Origin of the sequence: Streptococcus sp. HMSC062B01, assembly GCF_001811085.1 — a bacterium.
In the GTDB taxonomy this organism is placed as follows: domain Bacteria; phylum Bacillota; class Bacilli; order Lactobacillales; family Streptococcaceae; genus Streptococcus; species Streptococcus gordonii.
In genome coordinates, this window is record NZ_KZ672777.1 from 113555 (window position 1) to 128316 (window position 14762).

The window sequence follows — 14762 nt, forward strand, 5'->3', positions numbered from 1 at the left end:
ATTCACCTAAGAAAAATTCTGATTACTTTGTAAATTTAATTTTTTACTTGAGGTTCTTGTATAAATTTACAAACATTCCTATCAAGCTGTATAAAAATTTTTTTACAAACATAAAAAATGGAAATACTAGCAAAACGAGTACTTCCATTATTGTTTATTTCTTTTTAGCCAGCATCGTCGCAAATTGAAGCTGGATTCGATTGCCATTTTCATCAACCTTATGAAGTCTGCCTAAATCTTCATTATATTTGATGAATTCCCAATCCTTGTAGTATTCACGTAGCTCTCCTTCCTTGAAAGTAAAAGAGAAAGGCATATGACACGGATGACTTTCTGTATCCATGGCACAGACGATAAGATTATAGCCACCTGGGTTTGTTTGCTCTTGCATGTTTCGGATAATCTCAGGAACACGTTCACGATTCAAGAACATAAAGACTACAGTGGATACAATGAAATCGTACTTTTGAGTCAGGTTCGCAGAGTTAATATCATAAGTTCCGGCTAACATATTCAGATCTTCTGCTTCGATAATAGATGCAAGATTGTTTAATGACAAGGGATTAACATCTACAGCAGTTACATCAAACCCCAACTGCTCCAAAAAGAGAGCATTTCTTCCTTGGCCACAGCCTAAGTCCAAAGCTTTTCCGGGTTTTACAGTATCTGTAGCTTCCAGTACCTCAGAATGGACAGGCGTCAGACCATATTTCTTTGCATAGTAATCCTTGGGTAGACAGTAGAACTCTAAGTACCATTCGAGATCGTCAGTCAAGGCTTCGACACGATGCCAAGCCTGGGGCTGAGCATAGGGATTGTCTTCTCCAGCTTTAAAAATGTGCTCAGCCAACTCTTCCCCATTCTCAGTCATTTCAATAAATTTTAATTCTCCAGTAAGGACTGTGATTTTCCCCCAAGTGCCTACCTTGGTATTATGCTTGCGTTGCACAGCTTCTGGCATAGTTTCTGCAGTCCAAATGGGCATACGTTTATACATAACTAAATCTTGCATCATATAATTCCTTCCAAGCAATCTGATTTCTTTTTAATCATACCGAAAAATCGTCCTCTTGACAAGCTTACCTGCACATCAAAATTAAGAAAATACCAAACCTTTGAGAAGTTAAAGCTAGAAATGGAAAAAGAACCGAGTATCGGAACTCGGTTCTTTAGTCAGAATAGATAAGAAAAACTTAGTCTTCTTTCTTATTGCTAAATTGTTTGAAGGCAATAAAGCCACCTACAACAACGACTAAGGCTATGACTATCCACAAACCGTACTGGTTAGAATCGCCCTTCTTAGTTTCAGAGTTTTCTTTCTTGGTATCACTTTCCTTAGCTTTGTCTTTTTCCTTACCTTTTTTGGCATCTGCCAAGAGATTTGCCTTGTTATAGCCTGTATAGACAAGGTCGGCATCTTGACCTTTTTCCATCTTGATCTTTTCTTCCATCTCAGCTTCGACTGCTTTGATTTCCTTAAAGATTTTTTCTGAGCGTTCCAAGGCTTCCTTAGTCACTTCTGGTCCAGCGGCTTTGGCTTGTTCATCTGTGTAGTTTGCATATTTGGCGTCGCGTTCGGTTTGTTCTTTATCCCATTCAGCTTCTTTTTCTTTCCATTTTTCTTGGATGCTGTTACCAAAGATTTCTGGATATTTCATAACCATTTGGTCAATATGCCAAACAGTCCAATACCAAGATTTTCCGTCATATTTAGTAGAACGATTCTTGAAAGCTTCGTAAGTATCTTCTACATTACCATAGAATGGTACATATGGTGTGTTGCGACTTTGTGCCAGACCCAGCCACATAACACCGCCAAAGGCATTTGGTAGGTTTGGTTTGATTTGATAAACGTGGGCGTCAATTACATTTTCGTTACCTAAAGCATACTTATAAACATTGGTATCTATTTTCTTACCAACTTCAACCAAATCATCTGCCTTATATTCGGGCAAGTGTTCAAAACGATTTCTTTGTTCCGCGATCATATCATGAACCGTGTATTTCTTATTTGGATCAGTTGGTTCGCGCAAGAGATCAAAAGCTTCATCGTCATAATTTACTTTTGCTTGTGGGTCCATCCACTTGATACCTGCATAAGTCCGAGAACGGTTACGTTCCATATATTTATCAGGTCCGTATGATTTAGCAATCATAAAGTTGCCATCTTTGTCGGTCTTATAGTTGTCTGCTTTTTTAGCTACTTCTTCCACATCTTTAGAAGCAATGACATTTTCCTTATCGTTCAAGTCAACGTGACCAAGATAGTAAGTGTTCGCAAAGACAGCATACTTATTCGTTGGGAATTTGATGGCTACATATTGGTGACCAGACAGGATTTCCATGTACCATAACTCATTTTTATCTGCTGCAACAATGATATTTCCTTCTGCTGACCCTTTTTCATCCAGAACTTTCGCGACTGTCTCAATAACTTCACGTGCTGTTTTCGCACGAGGCAAAGCAAGGTCAACTAATGATGCTTCTGGAAGACCATCTTTTACAAGTGGATCTTCTTTTAACACTTTATCGTTTGGTGTTGCTGAAACGGTCGCTGTCATAGCTACACCAAGTTCATTAAAGCCATGCGCAGCGAAGTTTCCGTTACTTCCGTTGTCACGATCAGAGTCGTAGACAGCTGTGTATTTCATTTCATTCGCCAAATGCGGATAGGTAAAGCCATTTGACTCATCTTCTATCTTATCGCCATCTTTATAGGTCTTAGCTGGCACAACTACATAGTTTTGATTGTGCCGACCACCGTCAGGGGCGTATGGATAGTCCTCTGTCCGACCAAATAGAGTAGAGCCATCTGCTGTCAGGTCTTTACCGACAATAAAAGCAGAACACGCTTGTGCCACATGAACAGGCAAAAGAGCAACTAACATTGCAAGGAACATTAGTCTGAGCAGTATTTTCTTCATAGTCTATCTCCTTTTGACTATCTGCAGGGATGGAATCAAGTCCCAGTCTAAGTAGTATAAACCATAATACCAAAACATTCCATCCTCAGTATACTATATAAAGGTATTTTTGCAAGCGTTTACAATATTTATTACAAAAGTGTTTGTTTATTCTATATTATTTTGATTTAATGGTTCTTTTGTGTACTTTTAGTCTATTTATAGCAATGGACGGAAAGAAAAGGAATAAAAAAGACCGGTCGCCCAGTCTTTCATCTTGTATTAAAGTTCTTCATCTGTCTTGCGATGTCGCGGTTTTGCTCGCGGCGTTTGATGGACTCGCGCTTGTCGTAGTCGTGCTTCCCTTTAGCTAGGCCAAGGAGCAGCTTGGCATAGCCATCCTTGAGATAGACCTTGAGCGGCACCAGCGTCATTCCAGTTCCCTTGGTCTCCTGCTCCAGCTTTTGGATCTGCTTCTTATGCAGCAGCAGCTTTCTGCGACGCTCAGGCTCCTGATTCCAGATATTGCCCTCTTCATAAGGCGCAATATGGACATTGCTGAGCCAGGCCTCACCGTTCTTAATCTGGGCAAAGCCATCTTTGAGATTGATGCGGGCAGCACGGACACTTTTGATTTCCGTCCCGGTCAGTACCATGCCAGCCTCGATGGTGTCTACAATGGTGTAGTCGTGTCTGGCCTTTTTATTTTGCGCGACGACCTTTCCTTCTCCCTTTGCCATGCTTGGCTCCTTTCTTGACTATTTCCTTGTAAAATGCCTTCTGGCTCTTGCCTTTCTTGGACTTCTTATCTTTCTTATCTCTATTGCCTTTTTCTTTGGAAGAATGGCTGCGCTTGTCATCTTCACGGCGTCTCTTTCTGCCTGACTTGCCCCTACCACTCTTACTTGTCTTTTCTACCAGGTCAAATTCACTAGGCAGATATTCAAAGTCAATCTCGCCTGTAGCCTTATCTGCTCGGACCAGCTTGATGCGAATCTGCTGACCGACCTTGAAGACCACGCCAGACTTTTCTCCTTGCAGGGTCATCGTCCGCTCATTGTAGCTATAAAACTCTGGCAGGTTGGTAACATGAATCAAGCCTTCGACTGTATTAGGCAGTTCGACGAAGAGTCCAAACTTAACTACGCTTGAGACCACGCCGTCAAACTCTTCCCCAACGAATTCTTCCATGTACTCAGCCTTCTTCATGGCTTCAACTTCACGCTCGGCTTCGATAGCCCGACGCTCCCGGCTGGAAGACTGGCTGGCAATCTCTGGAATCACTTGCTCAAAATGCTCTGCTATTTCTTTAGACTTGCCATAATCCCGCACCATCCGGTGAACCAGAAGGTCCGGATAGCGACGAATCGGACTGGTGAAATGCGTATAAAACTCCGCTGCCAGACCATAGTGTCCGTGATTGTGCTCAGAATAGCGAGCCTGTTGCATAGAGCGCAGAAGCATCATGGATAGGACATCCTCATAAGGCTGGCTTTTGACCGCCTCCATAATATCCTGCAGAGCCCGCTGACTCATGGAGCTAGCCGTCCCGTATATCCGAATCCCAAAGCTAGAGGCGTAGTCGATAAACTTCTGCACTTTCTCCGCCTTTGGCTCCTCGTGGATCCGATAGATGAAGGGCAGATTTAGCTTAGCAAAATGCTCAGCCACCGTCTCATTAGCCACCAGCATAAAGGACTCAATCATGCGCTCAGCAATTCCCCGCTGACGCAGGACAATATCCACTGGCCGGCCTTCTTTGTTGACCATGATTTTGGCTTCATTGGTGTCAAAATTAAGCGCTCCGCGTTTAAAACGCATGTTTTCCAGAATCTCATGCAGCTGGACCATGCTGTCAATACTAGGCACAATAGCCTTGAACTGCCCAGCTTTTTCCTCATCTCCTGCGATGATGTCGTTGACATCACTATAGGTCATGCGGAAGGTCGTCTTGATGACAGTTTGAGTGATGGTATGTTTGACCACGCGCCCCTTGGCATCTATCTCCATGATAGCTGACTGGGTCAGCCGGTCCACATTGGGATTGAGAGAGCAGATACCGTTAGACAGGCGCTCCGGCAGCATAGGCACCACTCGGTCGGTCACATAGACTGAGGTTGCACGATTGAGGGCTTCCTTGTCCAGCTCAGAGCCTTCTTTGACATAGTAGGACACATCTGCGATATGGACGCCCAGCTCAAAGTTGCCATTTTTCAGGCGCTTGATATGAACCGCATCGTCCAAATCCTTGGCATCCGCCCCATCGATGGTGAAGGTAAACTCATCTCGCAGGTCCAAACGTCCTTCCAAATCACTCTCAGTCGGTGTATCCGGAACTCGCTCGGCTTCTTCCAAAACCTTTTCTGGAAATTCGGAGACAATGTCCATCGACTCCAGCACTTCCAATACATCAATGCCTGGGTCGTTGACATGACCGACCACATCAACCAGACTAGCCACGAAGAAATCGTGTTTCTTGGTTGGATATTTTTCAATAGCAACCTTGAGCACCTCTGTGCCATCTAAAACCATAGCTGGTTTTTTGACATAAATGGGCTGGCTAATTTTCTGATTTTTCGAGCGGATATAGCCCGCGTACTTGGGCTTTTCCTCATCCAGAACCAGCTGGCCAACTGCTGAAGTCAGACTGTGCTCCAAAATATCAATAATCTTTGCCTCAGCTGATGTTCCCTTGATCCGGTCTGCCACCTTGGTAATAACTACTTCCACCGTATCGCCATCTATGGCATGGTTGACATCATTACGGCCGACAAAGAGATCATCCTCTTCCTCATTCAGGGTGACAAAGCCAAAGCCTGCTTTATGAGCATGAAAAATCCCCCTAAGGGTCAATCTTTCTGGTTTTTTCTTTTCATAAAGCTCAATCCTTCCCTTATCATCAAAGCGAATCTGACGCTTTCTTTCCATCTGGGAGATAGTCTTGACCAAGCCACTAAAGTCCTTGGAAGACTCTTTCCCCAAGGCAGCCGCTAGCTCATCCACACTGGCCTGCTGTCTCATTTCTAAATATTGAATTATTTCTGATTTCATACTTTTTCTCTTCTTTGCTCCATTAAACTTTTTTATAGCCTATTTTTAACTTTAAAAAAAGGCTAAGACAAAGTCAGAGCCCATTTTATCTACTAGATAAGATTGTCAACGCTAAGGCAACCGCTAACCAGAAAAAGACGAGAACACCGGTCAAATTCTGCATAACAGCCTCAAAACCTCGCGCTTTTGGTCGTTCAAATAAATCACCAGCGCTGGCGTCAAAAACGTTGCTAGATTGGTTTTTTGTTGGCTGCATAAAGATTGCAATGACAATAATGACTGACAAAATTAATAGAATCATTAATAATAGATTATACATAAATACAAACTCCTTAAAATCTTATCTATTTTATCATAAAACTCATTTAGATTCAAGATGTAAAGTTACTTTTCTTTCTTTAGGACAATATTTTAATACTTCAATCTTTTCTGGATGGTTTTTACTATTCTTACTGGTCAGATAATTTTGACTGCCACAGGAAGAACATTTGAGATTTACTTTAACCCGCACTGATTTCTCTCACTCCTAAATATTTTCTAAAACAAATAAACAAAACGAAAAAGTTTAGCAAGACCAAACCTGCCGTCACATAGAAAACCCAGTGGTAGCTGAGACTGACCGCAATGGCGGAACCCATTATTGGTCCTACGACTCCACCAATATAAAAGAAGGTTTGATTATAGCTAAAAATTCTAGAAATCCCTTCTTTAGGTGTAAGCTTATTAAGCAAAGAGCTGACTCCAGGTAACAATGCACCTGTTCCCATACCAAATAAGAAACGCAAAAAGCCCAATTCCCACGGCGTTTTAGCCCAGGCACAGAATAGATAGATAACAAAACTGTACAACAGTGCTAAAAGTAGGAGACAGTGGTTACCAATCTTATCCCCTAATTTCCCAAGATGACTAGAAAACAAAATACTAGAAACTCCCATAGCCGACACAATAAGTCCGGAGACAAATATCAGATTATCTGTTTGCCCCATAGATCGAATATAAAGAGTCAAAATAGGAGAAATAGACTGAGCAGACATTTGAATTACCATGCTAGTCAAGAACAAGGCAAACAAAATAGATTTATGGGGTAACTCAGCTAAAAGATCCTTGGTTGCTAACTGTCTATCTTTAGCCACCGGTTCAAAGTCTTCTTTCACGTAAAAAATTGTCAAAAGAGTGACAATGAAAAGAAATAAGCCAACAAGCAAAAAAGCATTTCTAATTCCGATGCTTTGTGCTACAAAACCTCCTAATAGTGGCCCCATCAAGGTTCCTGCGACCACACCAGTCGATAACGTTCCTAAAGCATAGCCAGAATACTTTTTGGGAGCCTGACTAGCAATTAAGGCTGTACTATTTGGGACATAGCCAGAGAAGACACCGTTTAAAAGTCGTAGGATAATCAGCCAAAAAACACTTGGTACAAATGCCATTCCCCCCATGGTAAAGGTCATAGCCAGTGCAGCTCGAATCATCATGGGTTTACGGCCATATTTGTCCGCTAAACCTCCCCAAACAGGCGAGAGAAAGGCTGCTGTCATGGCCGAGCTCGATACAGCAATTCCTGCATATAGATCAACCATATGGCCACGAACTCCTAATTCTTCCACAAAGAGGGACATAAAAGGAACGACCAAAGATAGACTAGCCCCAACAAAAAAATTTCCCAACCAGGCAATCCAAAGATTGTGCTTCCAATTTACTTGACTTGTAATAAAATCATCTTCTTTCTAATTTCTTCAAAGCATCGCGAATCTGCTGTTGAGTTTCCTCAAGCGAGCCATTATTATCAATAAGAACATCCGCCCTCTTTCGTTTTTCTTGAAGAGATAGCTGAGCAGCTATGCGTTTTTCAGCCTCTGCCTGACTGAGAGCATTTCGAGTCATAAGGCGACTGAGCTGAGTTTTTTCTGTCACGTCCACCAGCCAGATTTGGTCAAACCAATCTTCATATTGTAACTCAAACAGCAAGGGAAGATCCATAAAAAAGATAGCTTCCGTTTCTGCTAACAAGTCTCTTCTGCGATCTAGTTCTTCTCGGATAATTTCGTTCTGAAGCTGACTGGACTGCGCCAAGAGTTGAGGATTCCCAAAAATCATAGCTCCCAGCTTGGGTCGGTCCAAGCGTCCATCTTCCTGTAGGATAGCTGGACCAAAAGCGGATAAAAGAGCTTGATAAAGTCGTCCGCCAGGCTCTTGCAGCTCATGCACTACCTGATCCGCATCGATAACCTGATATCCCTGCTGCCTCAAAAACTCTGTCACTGTTGACTTACCCGAGGCAATGCCGCCAGTGATACCGATAATTCTTGCCATGACAACTACCTCGCTTTCTGGCAGTGAGGACAGAGATGAGTACCGCGTCCACCTAACTTAATTTTTTCAATCGGGCTGCCACATCTAGCACAGGGTTGACCAGTCTTTCCATAGACCTGCAGAAAATCCTGCATAGTGCCATCCTCACCCAGAGCATTGCGGTAGGTCCGAATGGTCGACCCTCTCTTTTCAATCCCAAGCTGCAAAACTTCTATAATCTGCTCGCGCAGCCTCTTCACTTCAGCAGGCTTCAGACTAGCTGCTGGCCTTGCCGGATGAATCCGCGCCCGCCAAAGGGCCTCATCTACATAGATATTGCCCAGACCGACGACCAGGGTTTGATCCAGCAAATAGGGTTTGATAGGCTTCTTGGAACGACTCAAAGCTGCGGCAAAAGGTGACAAAAGAAAGTCCGCCTCTGTCGGTTCAGGACCAAGCTTTCTGGCAGCAAAATAAGCCTCTAGCTGATCCTTTTTCAAGAGCTCCATGGTCCCAAACTTGCGGACATCCTCATAAACAAGCGTCCCACCATCTGTCATCTCGAAAAAGACATGAGCATGCTTGCGCTCAGGCACCGTATCAGGATAAAAAAGATACTTGCCTTCCATTCGCAAATGGGAAACCAGCACTACACCCGTCAGGTAAAAAAGCAAATACTTGCCCCGACGGCCAATCTTTTCAATGGTCTGACCTGGTAAGTCGTGGATAAATCTGTCCACTCCTGTACCGATCATCTTAGCATAGCGGACCTGCACCTGCTCAATTGTCTTGCCAACAACCAAACGCTCCAACCCCCGCCGAACCGTTTCCACTTCAGGTAATTCAGGCATAAAGCTCCTTTCTATCTCCTATTATTAGTCAGAAATATACTCTAAAATATCATTAGGCTGATAATCCAGCGTTTCACAGATGGCCGACAAAATTCTGAATAACCTTATCATGCCCCATCTTGGAAGCAATATAAGAAGTCTAGGATATATCAGAATCTCTTCAATTTCTCTGGAAATGTAGCACCTTGAAAGAAATATCTTAGTAGCTGAATATGCGTATCCACATCGCTAAAAAGCCAAGCATGACCCTTGTCAGGATAATAGGCGCATTCAGACCTAGCATTTTTATCTGCCAACCTGTGGTGCCAGTCAAGAATGGTTTCGGCTTCTTTCCCACCTGAGACAAAGAAGGCAGGATTATCAAACTGTAAGTCAAGCCTCAACAGATTCGCCTGCGACATAGCACGGCGAAACGAGCGCCGTTCAGATCTTTGGAAATCTGCAACAAAGTTCTGAACGTCTTGGACGGGCGCTCCATCCTTTTGCATCATCTTTGTCAGGAGATTAGCTACAAATTTAGTATTTTTCAAGAAAGACATCAGATATACAATGGCAATGATCTTGCGATAGCCCTTAATTGGCTGAGGGCTTGCCCCATCCACAATGACTTTATCTATAAGGCTAGAATGTTTTTCCAACAACTTAAGAATGAGGGAACCGCCTAACGAAAGACCAACCAAGTGCGGCTTGCCATGTGCTTTGCTGTTAATGATAGCCACAATCATTTCCACGACATCATCAAAGTTTGTCCACTCAATATCCCGACTGGCTCCGTGACCAGGCAAATCCACAAGAATGCAATGAAAATCTTGCTCAAGCGCAGCAACATGGTGCCACCACATCTGACTGCTCGAGCCTGAAGCATGCAAAAAGATAATACTTTTTGGATTTTGCTGCTCTCTTTCATCAATGGATAATGACGGCATCTCCATCACCTCACTTACTGGCTTAGAAAACCTTAATACTCCTTCTTATTATAGCCAAAGTCCGCCAAGTCCAGCTTCTTATCCCTCCAGTTTTTCTTGACCTTGACCCAAGTTTCTAAGAATACTTTATCCCCCAGCATAAGCTCAATATCACGCCGAGCCATGGACCCGATTTTCTTCAACATGGATCCGCCTTTACCAATGATAATGCCTTTTTGGCTGTCACGCTCTACCATGATAGTCGCTCGGATATGGACCTTGTCCGTCTCCTCATCTCGCTTCATACTGTCAATAACTACTGCGACTGAGTGCGGGATTTCCTCCCGTGTCAACATCAAAACCTTCTCTCGAATCATCTCTGACACCAGAAAGCGCTCCGGATGATCGGTAATCTGGTCTGCTGGAAAATACTGGAAGCCTTCCTCAAGATTCTCACTTAGAATGTCGACTAGATGAGAGACATTGTTGCCCTGCAAAGCTGAAATCGGCACGATTTCTTTGAAGTCCATCTGCTGACGGAAATCATCAATTTGCGCTAAAAGCTGATCTGGATGGACTTTATCGATCTTATTAACCACCAAAATAACTGGCACCTTAGCCGCTTTCAGACGTTCGATAATCATGTCATCGCCCTTGCCACGTGGCTCATCAGCCGGAACCATGAAGAGGACGGTATCCACCTCACGCAAGGTGCTGTAAGCTGCTTCTACCATGAAGTCCCCTAGAGCCGTCTTAGGTTTATGAATTCCCGGCGTGTCGATAAAGACAATCTGCTCCTTATCCGTCGTGTAAATCCCCATAATCTTATTACGCGTGGTTTGAGCCTTATCGCTCATGATGGCAATCTTTTGCCCCATAACATGATTCAAAAAAGTTGATTTCCCAACATTGGGACGTCCTAAAATAGCTACAAAACCTGATTTAAAAGTCATTATTTCACCTCTATTATTTTCATTAAAACAGCAGAAAATCGGCAGTCTCCCCCGATTTTCAAATCTTTAAAAAATCCAGTCCCAAATTTTGGGAACAAAAATGATCAAACCTGTAATCACTGCAAAACCAGAAATCACTAAAACAGCTCCAGCTGCCATGTCTTTAGCATTCTTAGCCAACATAGAAAAGTGATAATCACTGGCTAAGTCTACTACATTCTCAATGGCTGAATTGACAATCTCAAATGAGACAACCAAAAAAATACTCAATAGCAAAAATAGCCATTCTATGGCAGAAACTCGAAAAATCAAACCCGCAATCACTACAAGAACAGCAGAAAAAGCATGCTTTTGCATATTTCGTTCTTCTTTAATGGCGGTAAAAATCCCTGTTAAGGCAAATTCCAAACTCGAGACGACATCCCGGTTTTTCCATTTGCGTTTATTATTCCCTTGTGAGTCCATAGGCCGTCAAAATCTCTTCCTGTAAACCAAACATTTCTGCTTCTTCTTCCGGTGTATAGTGATCATAGCCGTTGATATGCAGAAAACCATGTACTGCCAAAAAGCCCATTTCCCGCTCAAAGCTGTGGCCATATTCTTCTGCCTGCTCACGCGCCTTATCCACCGAAATGAATAACTCGCCGATATAGGCATCAAAATCATCTAACATCTCAGCCAGTTCAGGATGATTCAGTAAATCTTCCTCGTCAACAGCAATGTCTAGCTCAGGCTTGTATTCTAGGCTGATAACATCTGTTGGTCGGTCCGTATCTCGGTATTCCAAGTTGAGCTCATGGCTACGCTCATTAGTTACAAAAGTTACAGCCATTTCTTTCTTTTCCTTGCCCGTCTTTTGGGCAGCAAATTCCAAAATATCTTGGGTTTGTTTGATGATTTCTTCTGAAACCAGACCCGTTTCATCAACTATTTCTATATACATAATGCACCTACTTTACTTGTATCACCTTTATTATATCATAATCAAGGCTAGATAATAGCTAGGAATCTTCATTTTTCAAAATAGCAGAGCAGATTCATCAAACTCTCACTACAAAGAAAAAAGAAGCAATTTTTATTTTTTCCCTCCCAAAAACCTTTCCTTTTATTACCTGCTATCGTTGACAAAAAGAAAAGGCTGGGAAGACCCAACCTTGTTCTACAAGATGCTAATTGCCGGGATCGAACCGGCGACCTCATCCTTACCATGGATGCGCTCTGCCAACTGAGCTAAATCAGCGTACCTATCTACTATACCATGCAGATAGGTGCTTGTCAATACTTGCTGACTCATTTATCTGCAAAATATTGCTCTTTGGTCAGACCATAGTATACTCGCGTCACTAGGCGGCCTTTTTCATGTTTGTCAAAGCTTGCATAAGGTTCCTCATGAGAAAAAATCATTCCAGATTTTTGCATCACACGACCAGAAGCTGGATTAGCCTTATCATGTAAAGCTACAAGTTTATTCATTCCAATTTCTTCAAAAGCTAATTTTATCACTGCACAATTAGCCTCTGTCGTGTAGCCTTGGTTCCAGTGTCTTTTATTAAGAACATAGCCAATAGCAGCTGTCTTTAAATCTAGGTTTATTTTGTGGAGATCGATGGTTCCAATAAACTGACCACTAGATTTTACTTCTATTCCCCAACGTCCCAAAGGGTTGGCCAGGTAAAATAGAGCAATATTATTACGAGTCTCTTCTAAGCTTTTGTTTGTCTCAAAAGTATAGCGAGTATTCTCCTCATCTGATGCATATTTAAACATTGCTGGTGCATCATCTAAAGTTACCGGACGCAACACTAGTCTATCTGTCTCCAGTCTAGTGTGTCTAGATAGTTTAACATAAATATTTTCCATTATCGTCCTCCTTTTTGTTTTTAAGCATATCATAAGTGATCAATCAAAGCAATACGTCATTTTCTCCTTGCAATTTAAGCTTCTTTTATATAAAATAATTACATTAAATTAGAATAATGAGAATAAGAGGATTTAAGGTATATTCTTAAATCAAAGTCTTTGTTCACATGTATTTAGATAAGGAGAAATACAATGTTAATCGGTATTCCAAAAGAAATAAAAAATAATGAAAATCGTGTAGCGTTGACACCTGCTGGTATTCACAGTTTAGTTGGTAAAGGCCATGAAGTTCTGATTGAGACCAATGCAGGACTTGGTTCTGGCTTTGCGGATGCAGACTACGAAAAACAAGGTGCAAAAATCGTCCCTACTGCTGCAGAAGCTTGGGCGGCTGAACTTGTAGTAAAAGTTAAAGAGCCTTTAGAAGCTGAATATGGCTACCTTCGTGATGATCTCTTGCTCTTTACCTACCTGCACATGGCTGCCGCTCCTGAGCTAGCTGATGCTATGACGAGTGCCAAGACGACTGGTCTAGCCTATGAAACCGTACGCGATCAAGATGGACAATTGCCACTCTTGGTACCAATGAGTGAGGTCGCTGGACGAATGGCTGTCCAAATCGGAGCCCACTTCTTAACTAAACAAGAAGGAGGATCTGGTGTCCTATTAGGTGGTGTACCAGGTGTTCCTAAAGGGAAAGTAACCATCATCGGTGGTGGCGTCGTAGGAACGCATGCCGCACGTATCGCTCTTGGACTGGGTGCTCAGGTAACTATTCTGGATATCAGTGCTAAGCGTCTGTCTGTCTTAGAAGATGTCTTTGGTCATCAAATCCAGACCCTCATGTCTAATCCTTTCAATATCGAAGCTAGTGTTCGAGAGGCAGATGTCGTGATCGGTGCTGTCCTCATTCCGGGTGCAAAAGCTCCAAAATTGGTGACAGATGATATGGTTAAACAAATGCGTTCAGGATCTGTCATTGTAGACGTAGCTGTTGACCAAGGCGGTGTCATTGAAACAGCAGACCGTGTAACGACTCACACCGAGCCTGTCTATGAAAAACACGGAGTCCTCCACTATGCAGTTGCAAATATCCCTGGTGCTGTAGCCCGCACATCTACTATTGCATTAACCAATGTTACCCTTCCTTACATCGAAGCCTTGGCAGAAAAAGGATTCAGAAAAGCTATTGCAGATGATGAGGGATTACGCCAAGGTGTCACAACCTACCAAGGTCACATTACTAGTCAGCCTGTTGCAGAAGGCTTAAATAAGGACTACACTTCGATTGATGAACTCGTTTAGTTAATTTACTTAATTCATATCCCCACTTAAGTAGTAGCAGAATTATTCAAAATACCAAATCAGAACCACTTGTTTAGCGAGTGGTTCTTTTGTTATTTTCCTTACAAAAAAGAAATAGACTAAAAGTCACATAAAAAAGAGAGAGAACAAGTTCGTTCTCTCTCGATATGATAAAGAATCAATATTTAGATTCCTTATTCAGCTGAAAATTCTAAGCTTTACCTTTCTTACGAACTACGTAACCAACTAGGCCTGCGATAGCAAAACCAATCATTGAAAGAAGAACGGTAGAAGTTTCACCTGTATTTGGCAAAAGATTCTTATTTTTAGTAGATGATTCACCAATACTTGGTAAAACATTCTTGTTTTTAATAGAAGATTCACCAGTACCTGGTAAAACGTTCTTATTTTTAGTCGTAGCTTCTTCTGATTTAGTATTATTTCCGGAACCTTTATGTGGTGTTAAAGCTGGGGTGAATTCCCATGTTCCTACGAAGTGAGCATCTGCTCCATTGATAGTTTCGGACGTTTTATCATAGGACTTGAAGCTCCATGTGCCTTCTGCTGTCTTCACTTCTGTTTGACTTGGTTGCGTTGGCGTTGCTTGACTGCCATCTTTCAAGTTTGTTTGGTCTGCTGGAA

16 protein-coding genes and 1 tRNA gene are annotated in these 14762 nt (G+C 42.4%); 1 reads left to right on the forward strand and 16 read right to left on the reverse strand.

The features are described from left to right. Positions 1-154: 154 nt before the first annotated feature. The 15 genes from tehB to HMPREF2780_RS03340 form a co-directional block, all read right to left on the reverse strand. Entirely contained in the window at positions 155-1015 is an 861-nt protein-coding gene (gene tehB, locus HMPREF2780_RS03270) for an SAM-dependent methyltransferase TehB (RefSeq protein ID WP_061583555.1), read from the reverse strand. A gap of 178 nt (positions 1016-1193) precedes the next feature. Next, positions 1194-2924 carry a C69 family dipeptidase gene (locus HMPREF2780_RS03275; protein WP_105026141.1) on the reverse strand — a complete coding sequence of 577 codons (1731 nt, stop codon included), beginning with the start codon at positions 2922-2924 and terminating at the stop codon, positions 1194-1196. Between the two features lie 251 nt (positions 2925-3175). After that, positions 3176-3643, reverse strand: a complete 468-nt coding sequence (smpB, locus tag HMPREF2780_RS03280) for an SsrA-binding protein SmpB (RefSeq protein WP_002894882.1) — start codon at positions 3641-3643, stop codon at positions 3176-3178. Then, positions 3606-5954 carry a ribonuclease R gene (gene rnr, locus HMPREF2780_RS03285; protein ID WP_105026142.1) on the reverse strand — a complete coding sequence of 783 codons (2349 nt, stop codon included), beginning with the start codon at positions 5952-5954 and terminating at the stop codon, positions 3606-3608. The genes smpB and rnr overlap by 38 nt, the downstream gene beginning before the upstream one ends. A gap of 85 nt (positions 5955-6039) precedes the next feature. Next, positions 6040-6273 (reverse strand): preprotein translocase subunit SecG, encoded by a 234-nt coding sequence (gene secG / locus HMPREF2780_RS03290; RefSeq protein WP_008809063.1) that lies wholly within the window; start codon positions 6271-6273, stop codon positions 6040-6042. Positions 6274-6315: 42 nt separating this feature from the next. Next, a complete protein-coding gene (rpmG, locus tag HMPREF2780_RS03295; RefSeq protein WP_008809064.1) occupies positions 6316-6465 on the reverse strand; it encodes a 50S ribosomal protein L33 in 150 nt (49 codons plus the stop codon). After that, complete coding sequence (locus tag HMPREF2780_RS03300; protein WP_414261499.1) at positions 6455-7630, reverse strand: multidrug efflux MFS transporter; 1176 nt, start codon at positions 7628-7630, stop codon at positions 6455-6457. The genes rpmG and HMPREF2780_RS03300 overlap by 11 nt, the downstream gene beginning before the upstream one ends. 40 nt (positions 7631-7670) lie before the next feature. Further along, complete coding sequence (coaE, locus tag HMPREF2780_RS03305; protein WP_105026144.1) at positions 7671-8267, reverse strand: dephospho-CoA kinase; 597 nt, start codon at positions 8265-8267, stop codon at positions 7671-7673. Between the two features lie 5 nt (positions 8268-8272). Further along, the gene (gene mutM / locus HMPREF2780_RS03310; protein WP_105026145.1) at positions 8273-9097 is read right to left on the reverse strand and encodes a DNA-formamidopyrimidine glycosylase; all 825 of its coding nucleotides are present in this window, start codon (positions 9095-9097) and stop codon (positions 8273-8275) included. 149 nt (positions 9098-9246) lie between these two features. Further along, positions 9247-10029, reverse strand: a complete 783-nt coding sequence (locus tag HMPREF2780_RS03315; protein WP_105026146.1) for an alpha/beta fold hydrolase — start codon at positions 10027-10029, stop codon at positions 9247-9249. Positions 10030-10055: 26 nt separating this feature from the next. After that, a complete protein-coding gene (era, locus tag HMPREF2780_RS03320) occupies positions 10056-10955 on the reverse strand; it encodes a GTPase Era (protein ID WP_061601715.1) in 900 nt (299 codons plus the stop codon). A 66-nt stretch (positions 10956-11021) separates the two neighbouring features. Beyond that, entirely contained in the window at positions 11022-11420 is a 399-nt protein-coding gene (dagK, locus tag HMPREF2780_RS03325; protein WP_008809070.1) for a diacylglycerol kinase, read from the reverse strand. Next, complete coding sequence (ybeY, locus tag HMPREF2780_RS03330) at positions 11401-11898, reverse strand: rRNA maturation RNase YbeY (protein WP_045501976.1); 498 nt, start codon at positions 11896-11898, stop codon at positions 11401-11403. Before ybeY ends, dagK begins: the two co-directional genes overlap by 20 nt. Positions 11899-12122: 224 nt before the next feature. Continuing rightward, positions 12123-12195, reverse strand: a tRNA-Thr gene (locus tag HMPREF2780_RS03335). Positions 12196-12245: 50 nt separating this feature from the next. Next, on the reverse strand, positions 12246-12815 hold the full coding sequence (locus tag HMPREF2780_RS03340; RefSeq protein WP_105026147.1) for a GNAT family N-acetyltransferase: 570 nt from the start codon (positions 12813-12815) through the stop codon (positions 12246-12248). Positions 12816-13007: 192 nt separating this feature from the next. Here HMPREF2780_RS03340 and ald point away from each other — a divergent pair, with 192 nt between their 5' ends. Beyond that, positions 13008-14120 (forward strand): alanine dehydrogenase, encoded by a 1113-nt coding sequence (gene ald, locus HMPREF2780_RS03345; RefSeq protein ID WP_105026148.1) that lies wholly within the window; start codon positions 13008-13010, stop codon positions 14118-14120. 211 nt (positions 14121-14331) lie between these two features. Here the strand turns inward: ald and HMPREF2780_RS03350 are convergent. After that, a partial coding sequence (locus HMPREF2780_RS03350; RefSeq protein ID WP_158672287.1) for an SHIRT domain-containing protein occupies positions 14332-14762 on the reverse strand: 431 nt, incomplete at its 5' end.